Here is a 16,819-nt window from a genome sequence, read left to right as displayed (position 1 = left end):
GCTTCCCGCCGCCGGTGCCGCTGGGCAGTGGGCCCGGACCTAGAGCCGGCGTGCTTCGGCGATCAGGTCGTGGGTCTCCTGTTCGTCGAGGAGGGCGTGCGGGCCGAAGTCGACCTGGCCGCCTGGCGACGGCACCTGCGTGCGAGGCGCTGCGTGGACCTCGGCCACGCCGGTGGCCTTGGCGATGTGGTGGAGGTGGTGCGCCCGGATCCCGCCGCAGGCCGTGACGGTGACGTCGGTGCCGGCCATGCGGCGCAGCACCGCAGCGCCGTCCTCGGCACGTGCGGCTCCGCCCGAGCTGAGGACGCGCCGGATGCCGAGGGACGCGGCGCAGTGCGCTGCTTCGACCGGGTCAAGGCAGACGTCGACCGCCCGGTGCAGGGCGACCGGGAGGCCGGCGGCCTCGACGACGAGCTCGGCGAGCACGGCGGTGTCGAGCCGCCCGGACCGGTCGAGCGCGCCGACGACGACCCCGGCCGCCCCGGCGGAAGCGGCGTGCCGGACCTCGGCGCGCATCACCGCCACCTCGGCGGGCGAGTATTTGAACCCGCCCTCCCGGGGCCGGACCAGCACGTGCACCTCGCTGCGGCGGCACCGCTCCAGCACCGCCGACAGCAGGCCCGGCCCGGGCGTCAAACCACCCGACACCCCGGCCGAGCACAGCTCGATCCGGTCAGCACCGAGGCGGTCCGCGGCCACCGCGCCGTCGAGGCCGTCGGTGCTGATCTCGACCTTCACATCAGCCCGGTGATGTTGCCGTCGGCGTCGAGGTCGATCGACTCCGCCTGCGGGTGCGAGCCCAGGCCCGGCATGGTGCGCATGTCCCCGCAGATGGGGTAGACGAACCCGGCGCCGACCGAGGCTCGGACCTCGCGGACCGGCAACGTCCAGCCGGTGGGCGCGCCCAGCAGCGAGGGGTCCGAGCTCAGCGACAGGTGGGTCTTGGCGATGCAGACGGGCAGGTCGCCGTAGCCGTTGGCCTCGTAGCTGTCGAGGGACCGCGCGGCGGCGGGCGCGTAGCTGACCCCGTCGGCGCCGTAGACCTTCGTCGCGATCGTCTCGATCTTGGTGCGCAGGTCCGCCTCGTCCGGGTAGAGGACCTGGAAACCGGCCGGCTCCTCGCACGCCGAGACGACGGCTTCGGCCAGTTCCGCGCCGCCCTTGCCGCCCTCGGTGAAGTGGTTGCTGACCGCCACGTGCGCGCCCTCGGCCTCGGCGACCTGCCGGATCGCCTCGTGCTCGCTGGTGAAGTCGCTCGGGAAGGCGTTGATCGCCACCACCGGGGAGACGCCGTGCAACCGGATGTTGTCGATCTGCTTGCGCAGGTTGTCGGCACCGGCGAGCACGTCGTCCGGGTTCTCCTCCAGCATCTCCGGCGGCAACGGCTTGCCCGCCACCACCTTGTACCGGCCGGAGTGCGCCTTGAGCGCTCGCACCGTCGCCACCAGCACGGCGGCGTCGGGACGCAGACCCGAGTTGCGGCACTTGATGTTGAAGAACCGCTCGGCACCCATGTCCGCGCCGAAACCGGCCTCGGTGATCAGGTAGTCGGTGCAGCGGCTGGCGACCAGGTCGGCGACGATCGAGGAGTTGCCGTGCGCGATGTTGCCGAACGGTCCGGCGTGCACCAGCACCGGCGTGTTCTCGGTGGTCTGCATCAGGTTCGGCTTGAGCGCGTCGCGCATGATCACCGCCATCGCGCCCGCCGCCTTGAGCTGCTCGGCGGTGACCGGCTCACCGTCGGAGGTGTAGCCGACGACGATGCGGCCGAGGCGTTTGCGCAGGTCGGCCAGCGAGGTCGACAGCGCCAGCACGGCCATCACCTCGCTGGCCGCGGTGATGTCGAAACCGGTCTGCCGCGGGTTCCCGTCCTGCTTGCCGCCGAGACCGGAGACGATGTTGCGCAGGTCGCGGTCGTTGACGTCGAGCACCCGCCGCCAGGTGATCCGGTGCGGGTCGATGCCCAGCGCGTTGCCCTTGTGCAGGTGGTTGTCGACCATCGCCGAGAGCAGGTTGTGCGCCGCGGTGACCGCGTGCATGTCGCCGGTGAGGTGCAGGTTCAGCGACTCCATCGGCACCACTTGGCTGTACCCGCCGCCTGCGGCGCCGCCCTTGATGCCGAAGGTCGGACCCATCGAGGGCTGCCGGACGGCGACGGTCGAGCGCTTGCCGATGTGGTTGAGCGCCTGACCCAGTCCGACGGTCGTGGTCGTCTTGCCCTCGCCCAGCGGGGTGGGCGTGATCGCCGAGACCACGACGTAGCGGGCGCGCGGCCGGTCGCTGAGCTCGTCGATGGCGTCGAGCGAGATCTTCGCGACGTTGCGCCCGTAGGGCTCCAGCAGGTGTTCCCCGATGCCCAGCTGCGCCGCGATGTCCTCCAGCGGGCGCAGCCGGGTGGATCGAGAGATGTCCAGATCGGACGGGAAGGTCATGCCAGGTCCTCCTGCGAGGTCGGTCACGCCGGTCGATCCGCGTAGCCGGACAGCCGGACCGCCAGGTCGTCGCGCCACTGCACCGTTCCGCTGATCTCGTTGAACGTGAACAGGTGCCAGCCCGCGATCGGCGATTCCGGGTCGGCCAACTGCGGCGACAATTCGTCGAACAGATCCTCCGGCGTGTAGCGTGCCAACATCTTCGAGACCGCGCCGTACTGCTTCCGCAGGAACCGCGTCGACTCACCCAACCCGATCTTCAGCGCGATGCGCAACAGCCGATGTGCGTCGACCACCCCCGGGACGCCGACGTACACGGGTGCCTGTACCCCGCGAAGGCGCACGTCACGGGCCCACTCGGTGATCGTTCGCGCGTCGAACGTGATTTGTGAAACCACGTAGTCGGCGTAGCGGGCCTTGGCCTCCATCGCCCGGACGGTGCAGTCGTCTGGGAGGAACGCGTGACCTTCGGGGTAGCCGGCGATGCCGATGCGGGCGGGCAGCCGCCCCAGCTGCTCCATCGCGCGCAGCAGCGCGAGCGAATCGGCGAACTCGCCCAGCGGGTGCGCGCCGTCCCCGGCGATCACGAACACCTCGCTCACCCCGGCCGCGTCGAGCCGGTCCAGCGCGGTGGCGAGGTGCGCGTGGTCGCGGAACGAGCGCGCCGCCAGGTGCGGCACCGCGTGCAGGCCGTTCGCGGACAGCCGTTCGGCGGCCGCGAGGGTCGGCTCGATGCCCCTGACCGGGGAAGCGGTCACGGTGACCGTGCTGCCCGGGTCGAGCAGGTCGAGGCGCGCCTTGCCCACCGGGAGCACTTCGTAGCGCATCCGGTCGAGGGAGCGCCGCAGCTCAGAAGCCATCTCGCCCCCTTCACGCGCTGCGCGTCAGGCGCTTGGGGATGTCCTTCGTCGGGTCCAGGAACGGCTTCTCGGACACGACCGCCTGCTGCGGGCCGTGCTGGGTGTGCACGACGAGCTCGGTGCCGGGTTCCTGGTAGGCGATCGGCACCATCGCGTAGCCGATGTTGCCCTCGATCCGCGGCGAGTAGGCCGCCGAGGTGACCTCGCCGATGCGCAGGCCGCGCGGGTCGTGCACCGCGAAGACGTCGATCATCTCGCCGTCGTTGAACGAGCCGACGCTGGCCCCGTCGATGCGCACGCCGACGAGCTTGCGGCTGACGCCTTCCTGCTTGATGCGGCGCAGCGCGTCCTTGCCGAGGAAGTCGGCCTCCTGGTCGAGGTCGACCATCCAGGTCTTCTCGAAGCCGTAGCCGACCTCGAAGGGGTTGGTGTCGGCGGTGATGTCGCAACCCCAGGAGAGGATCCCGGCCTCGATGCGGCGGATGTGGCACGGGCCGATCACGGTGAGCCCGTGCGGTTTGCCGGCTTCCCAGATCGTCTCCCACAGCCGGACGCCGTCGCGGGTGGCGTTGTGCAGGTAGATCTCGTAACCCAGCTCGGCGGTGTAGCCGGTGCGGGAGACGACCACCTGCATGCCGTCGAGCTCGCGTTGCACCGCGTAGTAGTAGGGGATGTCCAAGATGGACTCGCCGAACAGGTCCGCCATCACCGCGCCCGACTTCGGGCCCTGGACCTGCACCGGGCCGACGTCGGGTTCGCGGATCCGCACGTCCATGCCGAGCCCGTGGGCCAGCGCCGTGGCCCACATGAGCACGTCGCTGTCGGCCAGCGAGAGCCAGAAGTGGTTCTCACCGAGGCGCAGCAGCACCGGGTCGTTGAGGATGCCGCCGTCGGGGGCGGTGACGAACACGTACTTGCACTGGCCGACCTTGCACTTGTTCAAGTCGCGGGGCACGAGCATGTTGGTGAACTCGAACGCGTCCGGTCCGGTGATCTCCACCTGCCGTTCGACGCCGACGTCCCACAACGTCACGCCTTCCAGCAGGGACCAGTACTCGTCGACCGGATCCCCGTAGTGCCGCGCGTGGTAGGTGTGGTTGTAGACGCTGTACATCGCCACGCCGTGCTGCCGGGAGGCGTAGAAGAACGGCGACTTGCGGATCCTCGGGTACAGCAGCACTTCGGGGTTCGGGTTGACGGTCATGGTTCGCTCCTGAGGTCTCGTGGTGAAGTCGGTGGTCCACCGCCCGAGCCGCAGGCACGACGACGGCGGGGGCGGGATGTCTCGTGGGGTTTTCCGGGGTGACCGAACACCGCCGTGCCCAGGTCTGCGATCGCGGCGGTGGTCCGGGTTCGTGGGTGGACGAGGGGTCTAGCAGCGCATTCGGGTCATCCGGGGGTCGAAGGCCGGGTCCGGGATGACCGTGGCCGGGCGGGGCTGGTCGAAGTAGGCGACCGTGAGCCGGGTGTCCGGCTGGGCGAGGTCGGCGGGCAGCCAGGCGTAGGCGAGGCTGGCCCCCAGGGTGTGGCCGTAGGCGGCGCTGGTCGTGAAGCCGACCGCGTCACCACCGGCGAGCACCGGTTCGGAGCCCATCAGGGCCGTGCCGTCGTCGATGCGCAGGCACCGCAGGCGGCGGGTGGGTTCTCCCTGCTGCAGCAGGGCTTCCCGGCCGACGAACGGTCCCTTGCCGGGCTTCACGGCGAAGTCGACGCCCGCTTCGGCCGGGGTGTGCTCGGTCCACATGTCGGTGCCCCAGGCTCGGTAGCCCTTCTCGACCCGCATGCCGTTGAAGGCGCCCCTCCCGGCGGGGAAGATCCCGTGCTCGGCACCGGCGTCGGCCAGCAGGGCCCAGAGCCTGCGGCCGAAGTCGGCGGAGGTGTAGAGCTCCCAGCCGAGCTCGCCCACGTAGGACAGCCGCAGCGCCACCACCGGCACCTCGCCGACGTGCAGCCGCCGGGCGCGGAAGAACCCGAACGCCTCGTGCGAGACGTCGATGTCGGCCAGCGGTCGCAGCACGTCGCGGGCGCGCGGGCCCCAGAGCCCGATGCAGCACGTGCCGCCGGTGATGTCGCGGACCTGCGTGGTCTCGTCGGCGTGGTCGCGCAGCCACGTGATGTCACGCGAGCCGTTGCAGCCGACCTGGAAGTGGTCGCGCTCCAGCCTCGCCACGGTGATGTCCGACCGGATGCCGCCTTCGGGCGTGAGCATCAGGGTGTAGGTGACGTACCCGGGCGGACGGTCGACCTTGCTGGTGGTGAGCCGGTCCAACAGGGACAGCGCCCCCGGCCCGGTGACCTCGGCGCGGGCCAGCGAGGTCATGTCGAACATCGCGACCCGCTCGCGGGTGGCCTGGTGCTCGGCGCCCACGACCGGCGACCAGAACCGCCCCGCCCACGGACCGGGCTCGGCGATCCGCCTGCCCGGCACGAGGTGCTCGTTGCTCGCGTACCAGTGCGGCCGTTCCCAGCCCGAGGCTTCCAGGAACACGGCGCCGAGGTCGCGCTGGCGATCGTGGAACGGGCTGGTGCGCAGCGGCCGCGGCTGCTCCGGCGGCTGCTGCGGGTGGATGATGTCGTAGACCTCGCGGAAGCACTGCGCACTGCGCTGGGACAGGTAGGCGGGACTGCGGGCGAAGTCGTCGAAGCGGCGCAGGTCCGCCTGCCGCAGGTCGATGTCGGGCGTGCGTCCCGCCAGCCACTGCGCCACGGCCCGGCCGACACCGCCGGCGTGGGTGATCCACACGGCCTCGGCGACCCAGAAGTTCTCCACTTCGGACCGTCCCAGCACCGGCATCCCGTCCGAGGTGAACAGGAAGAGCCCGTTCATGCCCTCGCTGATCTCGGCGTCGCGCAGCGTCGGCAGCAGCCGTCGCGCCTCCGCCCAGGGACCGGCGAAGTCCTCGGGCGTGAACGGGTGCACCGAGGCCATGCCCTTCCAGCCGCCGCCTTCGGAGGGCGCTTCGGTACCGGGCGTGGCCGTGGGGGTGAGCTCGTCGGTGTGCACCGGCATCACCCGGTGCCGGTAGGAGCCGATGCCGTAGCGGTCGTGGATCTGCCGGAAGTACATCGACCGGTCTTGGTGCCGCAGGACCGGTTGCGCCACTTCGTCTTCCCCGCCCGGCAGGACCGGAGTGGTCACCGCGTACTGGTGGGCGAGCGGTTGCACTGGGATGGTCACCCCGGCCATGCGGCCGATCTTCGGTCCCCAGATGCCCGCGCAGCACAGCACCAGTTCGGGCTGCACGTCCCCGGCGGTGGTGTGCACGGTGGTGATCCGGCCGTCGGCGATCTCGAACCCGGTGACCTCGGTGCGGCCTTCGAAGCGGACGCCGAGCCGGCGGGCCTCGCGCATCATCGCCTCGGCGGCGCGCACGGGTTTGGCGATGCCGTCGGTGGCCACGTGCAGCCCACCGTGGATCACCTCCGCGTCGACGTCCGGGATGCGCTCGCGCACCTGGTCGGGGTCGAGGAGTTCGCCGCCGATGCCCCAGGCGGTGGCCAGGCCGAGCTTGCGCTTGAGCTCGTCCCAGCGCTCCGGGGTGGTGGCGACCTCGATGCCGCCGACCGGGTGGAAGCAGGGCTTGCCGTCGACCTCCAGCGAGGAGTACAGGCGGACGGTGTCGGCGGCGAGCCTGCTCAGCGTCTCCGAGGCGTTGGTCTGGAAGACCAGGCCGGGCGCGTGCGAGCTCGACCCGCCGGTGGCGGGGAGCGGCCCCTGGTCCACCACGAGCACGTCGGTAATCCCCTGACGCGCCAAGTGGTAGGCGGTGCTGCACCCGACGATGCCCGCCCCGACCAGCAGCATGTGGACGCTCGAAACCATGGCTGCCGCCTTGTTGCGTCTACGACAACTACCTGCGCACACCGCAACAGTGCTCTCGGTCACCGGGGTGCGTCAAGAGGTGGTCGGCAGAAATCCACAGGCGTGGATCTTGTTGTGGGGCAACGGGAAGCGGCGTCCCCCTTTCGTGAATTGACCGGCTCGTCCGCGCGCTCCTAGCCTGGCCCTACCTCCGGAAGCCAGGGAGGTCTCCGTGGTCGCAACACCGCTCCCCGAACCGCCCGAGAGGCTGTGGCGCAACGCCGAGCCCGCCCGGCACTACGACGTGGTGATCGTCGGATCCGGCGGGCACGGGTTGGCCACGGCGTACTACCTCGCGCGCGAGCACGGCATCCGCGACGTCGCCGTGCTCGAACGCGGTTGGCTGGCAGGCGGGAACATGGCCCGCAACACCACGATCATCCGCTCGAACTACCTGTGGGACGCCAGCGCTGCGATCTACGAGCACGCCCTGCGCTTGTGGGAGACGTTGCCGGACGAGCTCGACTGCGAGCTGCTGCTCAGCCAGCGCGGCGTGCTCAACCTCGCGCACACCGAGCAGGAGGTCCGGGACTCGCGCCGGCGGGTCTTCGCCAACCAGGCCAACGGGATCGACGCCGAATGGGTGTCACCGGACGAGGTGGCGCGGATCTGCCCGATCATCAACACCGACTGCCGCTACCCGGTCCTCGGGGCGACCTGGCAGCCGCGCGGTGGCATCGCCAAGCACGACCTGGTCGCCTGGGCCTTCGCCCGCCGCGCCGACGAGATGGGCGTGGACCTCGTCGAGGGTTGCGAGGTCACCGGTTTCCTCACCGACGGCGATCGGGTGCGTGGGGTGCGAACTTCGCGCGGTGACATCGGTGCCGGCCGGGTCGCCCTGGCCGCGGCCGGGCGCACCAGCACGCTCACCGACACCCTCGGGCTGCGGCTGCCGCTGCAGAGCCACCCGCTGCAGGCGCTGGTGTCGGAGCTGCTGGAACCGGTGCACCCGTGCGTGGTGATGTCCAACCACGTGCACGTCTACTGCAGCCAAGCGCACCGCGGTGAGCTGGTCATCGGCGCGGGCATCGACGCGCGCAACGGCTATGCGCAGCGCGGCTCGGTGCACGTGGTCGAGCGTCAGCTGGCGGCGGCGCTGGAGCTGTTCCCGATCTTCGCCCGCGCGCACGTGATCCGGACGTGGGCGGGCACGGTCGACGTCACCCCGGACGCCTCCCCGATCATCGGCCCCTCCCCGTGGGAGGGCCTGTTCCTCAACTGCGGTTGGGGGACAGGGGGTTTCAAGGCGACCCCGGGCGTCGGCCAGGTCTACGCCGACACGATCGCCCACGGCCGGCCGCACCCGCTGGCCGAGCCCTACGGGCTGGAGCGGTTCGTCACGGGCGCCCTCATCGACGAGCACGGCGCGGCGGCCGTCGCGCACTGATCCGGGAGGTTCGAGGTGCTGCGGATCCGGTGTCCCTGGTGCGGGGAACGCGACGAGGTCGAGTTCCGCTACGGCGGTCAGCCCGTGCCGTACCCGCGGGAGCCCGCGGCGCTGACCGACCGGGAGTGGGCGGAAGTCCTGTTCCTGCGGGACAACCCGTGCGGCTGGTGGCGTGAGCGGTGGGTGCACGCGGCGGGCTGCCGCCGCTGGTTCGAGCTGTGGCGCAACACCGAGACCGACGAGGTGACGTCATGCGGCTGACCACCGGCGGGCAGGTCGACCGCACCCGCACCCTGCGCTTCACCTTCGACGGCACCGAGTTCGTCGGCCACCCCGGCGACACGCTCGCCTCCGCGCTGCTCGCCGCCGGACGCGTCGATGTCGCCCGCTCGACCTACCTCGGCCGCCCGCGCGGCGTGCTCACCGCCGACCTCACCGAACCCAACGCATTGGTGACCGTGAACGGGGACCCGTTCGTCCAAGCCACTGAAGTGCCGCTGCGGGACGGGTTGCAGGTCGAGAGCGTCCCCGGGGTCGCCCGGCTGACCAGCGCCGACGCGCCCGAGTGCCACCGACGCTACGTCCACGCCGAGGTGGTCGTGGTCGGCGGAGGACCAGCGGGGGTGGCCGCTGCCCTGGCGGCGGGGCGGTCCGGGAAGCGGGTCGTCCTCGTCGAGCACGGCCAGGTCCTCGGCGGTGGGAACCCCGTCGACTGGATCAGCCAAGCCGTGGAGGAACTGGCGGACCCGTCCGCCGGGCGGGTGCGGGTCCTGCTGGGGGCCACGGTGATCGGCCGGTACGACCACGAGTACCTGCTGATCGCCCAGGGCACCTGCATGTGGCACGTCAGGGCCGGGCACGTCGTGCTGGCCACCGGGGCCCACGAGCGGCCGCTGGTGTTCGCCGGCAACGACCGGCCCGGGATCATGCTCGCCTCGGCCGTGTCGACCTACCTGCGCAGGTTCGCCGTGCTGCCCGGCCGCGAAGCGGTCGTGGCCACCACCGGCGACAGCGCCTACGCCACCGCCGCCGAACTCGCCGCCGCGGGGTGCCGCGTGCGGGCGATCGTCGACAGCCGGCCCGACCCGCCCCCTGCCGACGTCCCGGTGATCGCCGGGACCTCGGTCGTCGCCACCTCCGGCCGCTGCCTGGAATCGGTGCGGCTGTCGGACGGGACGGAGGTCGAGTGCGACCTGCTGGCGGTCAGCGGCGGGTGGAGCCCGGTGCTGCACCTGCACCGCGGCGACCGGCGCTGGGACGACGGCATCGCGGCGTTCCGGCCCGTCGGCGGCCTGGTCGCCGGGGCCGCTCACGGCACCTTCGACCTGGCCGGCTGCATCGCCGAAGGCCTCGAGGCGGGCGCCCGAGCCGCGGGGATCCCCGCACCCCCGGCACCCGGCCTCCCGGCGGAACCGGTCCGCCCACCCCGGCCGGTGTGGCTCGCGCCGGGTGACGGCAGCGAGCAGTTCGTCGACTTCCAGCGCGACGCCACCGTCGCCGACATCCGCCGGGCGATCGACGCCGGGCTGCGCTCGGTCGAGCACATCAAGCGCTACACCACCATCGGCGTCGGCAGCGACCAGGGGAAGACCTCCTGGGTCAACGCGATGGCCATCATCGCCGGTGAACTCGGCACCACGCCCGGCGACGTCGGCACCCCGACCTTCCGCCCGCCCTACGTGCCCGTGCCGTTCGCGCTCATGGCCGCCCGCGAACGCGGCGACCTCCACGACCCGATCCGCACCACCCCGATGCACTCCTGGCACGTGGCGCACGGCGCGGTCTTCGAGGACGTCGGCCAGTGGCGCCGGCCGCGCTACTACCCGAGGGACGGCGAGGACATGGCCGCGGCCGTGCGCCGCGAGTGCCTCGCCGCGCGCACCGGTGTCGCCGTGCAGGACGTGAGCACGCTCGGGCGCGTCGAGGTCGTCGGCCCGGACGCCCCGGAGTTCCTCAACCGGGTCTACACGGGCGGTTTCGCGAAGCTGCCGGTCGGCAAGGGCCGGTACGGGATCATGTGCACCGCCGACGGCGTGGTCCTCGACGACGGCGTGGCGCTGCGCCTGGCCCCCGACCGCTACCTGCTCAGCACCACCACCGGCGGCGCCGAGAACGTCCTCGACTGGTTGGAGCAGTGGCTGCAGGCAGAGTGGCCCGAGCTCGACGTCTGCTGCACCTCGGTCACCGAGCAGTGGGCGGCGGCGGCCGTGACCGGCCCGGACTCGCGCGAGGTGGTCGCGCGGGTCGCACCCGACCTCGGTGAGCTGGATTTCCTGGAGTTCCGGGACACCGCGCTGCACAACGGGATTCCCGCCCGCATCGCCCGGATCTCGTTCTCCGGCGAGCTCGCCTACGAGGTCAACGTCCCGTCCTGGTACGGCCTGGCGTTGTGGGAGGACATCGGCGTCACGCCCTACGGGACCGAGACGATGCACGTGCTGCGCGCGGAGAAGGGCTTCGTCATCGTCGGCCAGGACACCGACGGCACCACCACCCCGATCGACCTCGGCATGCCCGTCTCGCAGCGCAAGGACTTCCTCGGCAAGCGGTCGCTGAGCCGCCCCGACACCGCCCGCGCCGACCGCGAGCAGCTCGTCGGACTGCTCACCGACGACCCCGCCGAAGTGCTGCCCGAGGGCGCTCGAATCGCAGGAGGGCTCGGGCACGTCACCTCCAGCTACCTCAGCCCGGTCCTGGACCGCAGCATCGCGCTGGGCCTGGTCGCCGCGGGCCGCGAGCGCATCGGCGAACGGCTCACCGTGCCGCTGGGCGACCGCGAGGTGCCCGTGCGGGTGCACGAGCCGGTCTTCTACGACCCGGAGGGAGCACGCCGTGACGGTCGACCTTGACCTGCGCCGGAGCCCGCTGCACGACCGCGCCGCCGAGCTCGCCGACGTGCTGGAGGAGGAACCGTTCCTGCCCCAGCTCGACGTGCGCACCCGCGCCGGGGTCGCGATGGGGCTGCAGCTGCCGCCCACGAACCACGTCACCGGCGACGAGCACCGCGCCGCCCTGGGCCTCGGCCCCGACGAGTACCTGCTGATCGGGGTCACCGGCACCGAGCCGGGGCACCGCAGCGTCGTCGACGTCTCGGCCGCCCGCACCACGCTGCGCCTGCACGACCGCGCACTGCTGGAAACCCTCTGCCCGCTGGACCTGGACGCGCTCACCGCGGGCCGCTGCGCCCAGACGCTGCTCGCCCGGGTCCCGGTCGTCCTCTGGGGTCTCGGCGCCGACCACCGGGTCCTCGTCCGCGGTTCCTTCGCCGGGCACGTCGCTTCCGCACTGCTGGACGCTCGCCAAGTGACCTCGACTGTTGCACAATGAGGAACAGAATCCCCGCCCATCCCGGATGATCGCGGAAGAGGTCCGGCGAGCCGATAGGGTCTGGCCCGTGGCTAGTGCGTCTGAATCACGCGGAAGTACTTCGGGTGCCCTCGTGCAGTCGGTGGACCGGGCGGTGACCGTGCTGGAACTGCTGGCCCGCAACGGCGAGGTCGGCATCACCGAGATCGCCGGCGAGCTCGGCGTGCACAAGTCCACCGCCTCCCGGCTGGTCAGCGTGCTCGAATCACGAGGCCTGGTCGAGCAGTTGGGCGAGCGCGGCAAGTACGCGATCGGTTTCGGCATCGTGCGGCTCGCCGGTGCCGCCACCGAGCGGATGGACCTCTCCCGCATCGGCCAGTCCTACTGCGACTCGCTGGCCACCGAACTCGGCGAAACCGTCAACATCGCCGTCCGCGACTACGACGTGGCCATCAACATCAGCCAGGCCCGGGGCACCGCCTCGGTCACCGCCCACAACTGGGTCGGCCAGCGCACCCCGCTGCACGCCACCTCGAGCGGCAAGGTGCTGCTCGCCCACGCTCCGCGCGAGGACCAGGACCGGATCCTGGCGCGCAAGCTGGAGCAGTACACCGAGCAGACCGTCACCGCGGCGCGCCAGCAGCGCAAGGACTTCGAGCTCATCGTCCGCGACGGCTACGCCACCAGCTACGAGGAGTTCGAGATCGGCCTGAACGCGGCCGCCGTCGCCGTCTACGACCACGAGGGCAACGTCATCGCCGCGCTCAGCGCCTCCGGCCCCACCTACCGCTTCACCCGCAAGCGCGTCCGCGAAGCCGTCGGCTACCTGCGCGAGGCCGCCGCCGACCTGTCCGCGCAGCTGGGCTTCCTGCCCTCAGTCCCGGGTGAGTGACAGCTCCTCCAGGTCCAGCTGGTGCATCACGCGGCGCAGCACCTCGTCGTCGATCCGGCGGGCGTCGCGGAACTGCACGAACACCTGCCGCTCGGCCTCCAGCATCTCGCTCCGGAGCCGCTGGTAAGCCGCCGTCGGGCTCTCACCCAGCTCCTCGTCGGAGCGGCCGAGCCGCTCCCACGCGCGGTTCGCGCGCAGCTGGGCGGCCTGCCGGAGCTGGTCGGCCACGTCACCTGGCGGAGGCGCCTCAGCGGTGAGCTCGTCGAGCCGCTGCTGGGAAGCACGCGCGGCGTTGTGCCGGGCCTCCGCCTCGGCGAGCGCGTCGGTGTAGTCCTCGCCGCCGACCACTCCGAGGCCTTCGATCAACCTGCGCAGCGTGGTGCCGTTCAGGAGCAGCGTCGCGAGCGTGACGAACAACGTCAGGAACAGCACCTCGTCGCGGTGCGGGAACGGCTCGCCGGACAACGTCACCGCCGGGATCGCCGCTGCCGCCGCCAGCGACACCACGCCGCGCATCCCCGCCCACGACACGACCAGCTTGTAGCGCCAGTCCGGGTTCGCGCCGCGCAGCCACTCCGGCAGGTACATCACGCCGAAGACCCACACGAACCGCGCCAGCAGCACCGCTGCGGTCAGCGCGCACCCGGCCAGCAGCATCGGCACGAGCCCGGTGGTCAAGCCGGCGACGACGCTGCTGAGCTGCAAGCCGATCAGCGCGAACACCACCGCCTCCAGCAGCGTGTCCACCGCGCCCCACACCGCCCTGTCCTGCACCCGGGCGGCGGCGCTGCGGGCGGGGGAGCGGTGCCCGAGGTAGAGACCCGCCACCACCACGGCCAGCACACCGGAGGTGTGCGCTTCCTCGGCGACGAGGTAGGCGAAGAACGGCACGATCAGCCCGACCGCGGACTCCAGCATGTCGTCGCGCAGCAGCGGTTTGACCCGGTTGACCACCCAGCCGATCACGAACCCGATCAGCGTGCCGCCCACCGCCGCGAGCAGGAACATGCCCAGCCCCTCCAGCAGCGAGGTGCCGGTGCCGATCGCGGCGGCCACCGCCACCCGGTAGGCGGTCAGCGCCGTCGCGTCGTTGATCAAGCTCTCGCCGCTGAGCACGGTCATCAGCGTGCGCGGCAAGCCCACCCGGCGGCCGATCGCGGTCGCCGCCACCGCGTCGGGCGGGGCGATCACCGCGCCCAGCACCAGCGCGGCGGTCAGCGGCAAGCCCGGCACCAGCCACCACGCCGCCAGCCCCGCCACGGCCGTGGTGAACAGCACCAGGCCGACCGCCAGCAGTCCGATCGGCCGCAGGTTCGCCTTGATCCCGATCGACGAGCTGTTCAGCGCCGCCGAGTACAGCAGCGGCGGCAGGATCAGCAGCAGGACGACCTCGGGGTTGATCCCGTAGTCCGGGACGCCCGGGATCTCGGAGACCGCCAGCCCCACGACGACGAGCACCAGCGGTGCGGACACGCCGATCCGCCGGGACGCGGCCGTGACGGCGAGCGCTCCCGCGAGCAGGGCCATCAGCGCGGGCAGCTCGTGCATGGTCACCCCCGACGGGACATGCTGTGCAGTGGAGAGGAGGCATCAGACGATGACGGATCGTTGCGCACACCTCGCCGAGGCCGCCACTCAGGAACCGTCCCCGAGCACCGAAGACGGGTGCGAGGACTGCCTGGCCGCTGGCGAGGACCTGTGGGCGCACCTGCGGATCTGCACCACCTGCGGGCACGTCGGCTGTTGTGATTCCAGCCCCAAGAGGCACGCCACGGCCCACCACGAGCAGACCCGGCACCCGGTGGTGCGCTCGTTCGAACCGGGCGAGACCTGGATGTGGTGCTACGCCGACGAGCAGCTCAGCCTCACCTGATCAACCTCGCGCGAAAGCAGTTGACGACTCGCAGGCGGAGCTCCCCACGACTCGCAGGTGCGGAGCTTCCCACGACCCGCGGGCGGGCCGTTGACGACTCCTGGCACGGAGTTGTTGAAGAACGCGGAGGGCCCACCGTGCAGCCTCCGGCCCGCGGGGGCGCGTTCGCACTTCGCGCGAAGTTCGAGTCTCCCCCGGGGCTCAGCCGTGAGGTGGAAGGCCTCTGGGGTGGCGGTGTGCTGGTCGTCGGGGGTGAGGTTCTCCGCTCGCCGCCGTGTGAGGTCCTGCTGCCCGCGTCGAATCTCGCGCGGAGTTCGACAGGGGGCCTCGATCATCGAATTTCGAGTCACCCACTCGGGGCTCAGCCATGAGGCGGAGGGCCTCTGGGGTGGTGGTGTGCTGGTCGTCGGGGGTGAGGTTCTCCCCTCGCCGCCGTGTGAGGTCCTGCTGCCCGCGTCGAACTTCGCGCGAAGTTCGACGGGGTTCTTCGGGCGTCGAACTTCGCGCGAACTTCGAGTGGCACCGCGCTGGCCAGGGGCAGGGAATGCTCCAGGTCCCGGAGCAGCCTGGCGTGTCGGGAGCGGGCAGAGCGGCGCCGATCCGGACTAGTCCGTCTCCTCGGCTGCCTCCTCGATGGTTTCGCCCCTGCCGAGGCGGCTGCGGTGCTTGCTGTAGACGAAGTAGAGGACCAGTCCGAGGACCATCCAGATGCCGAACCGCAGCCACGTCCAGCCTTCGAGGTTGAGCATCAGGTAGAGGCAGGCCAGCGCTGCCAGGACCGGGATCACCGGCACCAGCGGCACGCGGAACGCCCGCGGCAGGTCCGGGCGGGTGCGGCGCAGCACCAGCACGCCCACCGAGACCAGCAGGAACGCGAACAGGGTGCCGATGTTGGTCATCTCGGCGAGGACGTCGATCGGCGTCAGCGAGGCGATGGCCGCCACCACGATCCCGGTGATCACGGTGATCCGGTACGGGGTGCGGTACTTGGAGTGCACCTTCGCGAAGTAGACCGGCAGCAGCCCGTCGCGGGCCATCGCGAAGCCGACGCGGGCCTGCCCGAGCATGAGGATCAGGATCACGGTGGTCAGACCGGCGATCGCGCCCAGCGACACCAGCCCGACCGCCCACGGAGCACCGATCGCCTGGAACGCCGTGGCCATCGGCGCCGCCGTGTCCAGCTGGTCGTACTTGACGATGCCGGTCATCACCAGTGACACCAGCACGTACAAGATCGAGCAGATGGCGAGCGAGCCGAGGATGCCGATCGGCATGTCCCGCTGCGGCCTGCGGGTCTCCTCGGCACCGCTGGCGACGATGTCGAAGCCGATGTAGGCGAAGAACACCAGCGCGGCGCCGGCCACCAGGCCGCTGACGCCGTAGGAGCCGGTGCTGCCGAAGATCGCGTTGATCAGCGGCTCCTCCAGCGCGGAGCCACCCTCTGTGGGGTCCGGCGGCTGGTGCGGCGGGATGAACGGGTCCCAGTTGGCGGCCTTGATGAAGAACGCGCCGAAGATGATGAAGAACAGCACCACGGCGAGCTTGATCGCCACGACGACGTTGGTCACCGCCGCGCTGAGCCGGATGCCGACCACCAGCACCACGGTCAGCAGCAGCGCGATGATCGCGGCGGGCAGGTTCATCACCCCACCGGCGCCCGGTGCCGCGCTCAGCGCTGCGGGCAGGCCCAAGCCCATCGCGTCGAGCGCTTCGACGAAGTACTGCGACCACCCCACCGAGACGGTGGAGGCGCCGATGACGAACTCCAGCATCAGGTCCCACCCGATGACCCAGGCGAAGAACTCGCCCAGCGAGGCGTAGGAGAACGTGTAGGCGGACCCGGCGACCGGCACGACCGAGGCGAACTCGGCGTAGCACAGCGCAGCGAGGCCGCAGGCGATGCCGGAGATGACGAAGGAGATCGAGATTCCGGGCCCGGCATCGGTGGCCGCGGCGACACCGGTGAGCACGAAGATGCCGGTACCGATGATCGCGCCGATACCGATGCCGAGGAGGTCGATCGCCCGGAGAACGCGGCGCAGCCGGAATTCCGGTGCCTCGGCGTCGTGGATCGACTGCTCGACCGACTTGACCCGCATGATGGACATGGCTGGCCTCCCGGGGGTGGTCCGGAACCCTCAACCAAGCATGGTGACGCCCCTCACGCGGCGCAACGGCTCGGCTGTCCCCGGTTAGGGCCAGAAAAC

The 16,819-nt window shown here is 71.3% G+C and carries 13 protein-coding genes; 6 read left to right on the top strand and 7 right to left on the bottom strand.

The annotated features are described in order from the left end of the window. Nucleotides 1-39: 39 nt before the first annotated feature. From EIL87_RS08950 to EIL87_RS08930, 5 genes are all read right to left on the bottom strand, one after another. A complete protein-coding gene (locus EIL87_RS08950; RefSeq protein WP_125089691.1) occupies nucleotides 40-738 on the bottom strand; it encodes a copper homeostasis protein CutC in 699 nt (232 codons plus the stop codon). Beyond that, nucleotides 735-2,432 (bottom strand): formate--tetrahydrofolate ligase, encoded by a 1,698-nt coding sequence (locus tag EIL87_RS08945; RefSeq protein ID WP_125089690.1) that lies wholly within the window; start codon nucleotides 2,430-2,432, stop codon nucleotides 735-737. Before EIL87_RS08945 ends, EIL87_RS08950 begins: the two co-directional genes overlap by 4 nt. Before the next feature lie 23 nt (nucleotides 2,433-2,455). Further along, complete coding sequence (locus EIL87_RS08940; protein WP_125089689.1) at nucleotides 2,456-3,292, bottom strand: methylenetetrahydrofolate reductase; 837 nt, start codon at nucleotides 3,290-3,292, stop codon at nucleotides 2,456-2,458. Between the two features lie 10 nt (nucleotides 3,293-3,302). Continuing rightward, nucleotides 3,303-4,496 carry a glycine cleavage T C-terminal barrel domain-containing protein gene (locus EIL87_RS08935; protein ID WP_125089688.1) on the bottom strand — a complete coding sequence of 398 codons (1,194 nt, stop codon included), beginning with the start codon at nucleotides 4,494-4,496 and terminating at the stop codon, nucleotides 3,303-3,305. Between the two features lie 168 nt (nucleotides 4,497-4,664). Beyond that, nucleotides 4,665-7,115: an FAD-dependent oxidoreductase gene (locus EIL87_RS08930; protein WP_125089687.1), complete on the bottom strand. Its 2,451-nt coding sequence runs from the start codon at nucleotides 7,113-7,115 to the stop codon at nucleotides 4,665-4,667. A gap of 211 nt (nucleotides 7,116-7,326) precedes the next feature. Here EIL87_RS08930 and EIL87_RS08925 point away from each other — a divergent pair, with 211 nt between their 5' ends. The 5 genes from EIL87_RS08925 to EIL87_RS08905 all read left to right on the top strand — a co-directional run bounded on the left by EIL87_RS08925 (nucleotide 7,327) and on the right by EIL87_RS08905 (nucleotide 12,739). Continuing rightward, a complete protein-coding gene (locus EIL87_RS08925) occupies nucleotides 7,327-8,541 on the top strand; it encodes a sarcosine oxidase subunit beta family protein (protein WP_125089686.1) in 1,215 nt (404 codons plus the stop codon). Between the two features lie 15 nt (nucleotides 8,542-8,556). After that, complete coding sequence (locus EIL87_RS08920; protein ID WP_125089685.1) at nucleotides 8,557-8,802, top strand: sarcosine oxidase subunit delta; 246 nt, start codon at nucleotides 8,557-8,559, stop codon at nucleotides 8,800-8,802. Next, complete coding sequence (locus EIL87_RS08915; protein ID WP_125089684.1) at nucleotides 8,793-11,390, top strand: 2Fe-2S iron-sulfur cluster-binding protein; 2,598 nt, start codon at nucleotides 8,793-8,795, stop codon at nucleotides 11,388-11,390. Before EIL87_RS08920 ends, EIL87_RS08915 begins: the two co-directional genes overlap by 10 nt. Beyond that, the gene (locus EIL87_RS08910) at nucleotides 11,374-11,868 is read left to right on the top strand and encodes a sarcosine oxidase subunit gamma (RefSeq protein ID WP_125089683.1); all 495 of its coding nucleotides are present in this window, start codon (nucleotides 11,374-11,376) and stop codon (nucleotides 11,866-11,868) included. The genes EIL87_RS08915 and EIL87_RS08910 overlap by 17 nt, the downstream gene beginning before the upstream one ends. A gap of 112 nt (nucleotides 11,869-11,980) precedes the next feature. After that, nucleotides 11,981-12,739 (top strand): IclR family transcriptional regulator, encoded by a 759-nt coding sequence (locus EIL87_RS08905; RefSeq protein WP_125089682.1) that lies wholly within the window; start codon nucleotides 11,981-11,983, stop codon nucleotides 12,737-12,739. Here the strand turns inward: EIL87_RS08905 and EIL87_RS08900 are convergent. After that, nucleotides 12,722-14,287 (bottom strand): Na+/H+ antiporter, encoded by a 1,566-nt coding sequence (locus EIL87_RS08900; protein WP_125089791.1) that lies wholly within the window; start codon nucleotides 14,285-14,287, stop codon nucleotides 12,722-12,724. The two genes, EIL87_RS08905 and EIL87_RS08900, sit on opposite strands and share 18 nt — an antisense overlap. A 49-nt stretch (nucleotides 14,288-14,336) precedes the next feature. Between EIL87_RS08900 and EIL87_RS08895 the strand changes: the two genes are divergently transcribed. After that, complete coding sequence (locus EIL87_RS08895; RefSeq protein WP_125089681.1) at nucleotides 14,337-14,612, top strand: UBP-type zinc finger domain-containing protein; 276 nt, start codon at nucleotides 14,337-14,339, stop codon at nucleotides 14,610-14,612. A gap of 605 nt (nucleotides 14,613-15,217) precedes the next feature. Here EIL87_RS08895 and EIL87_RS08890 read toward each other — a convergent pair. Beyond that, entirely contained in the window at nucleotides 15,218-16,720 is a 1,503-nt protein-coding gene (locus EIL87_RS08890; protein WP_125089680.1) for an amino acid permease, read from the bottom strand. Between the last annotated feature and the right edge of the window lie 99 nt (nucleotides 16,721-16,819).

This window comes from Saccharopolyspora rhizosphaerae, assembly GCF_003931915.1.
GTDB classification, from domain to species: Bacteria; Actinomycetota; Actinomycetes; order Mycobacteriales; family Pseudonocardiaceae; genus Saccharopolyspora; species Saccharopolyspora rhizosphaerae.
Note: the sequence above shows the minus strand (reverse complement) of the source record. Positions and strands in the feature narration are given on the sequence as shown.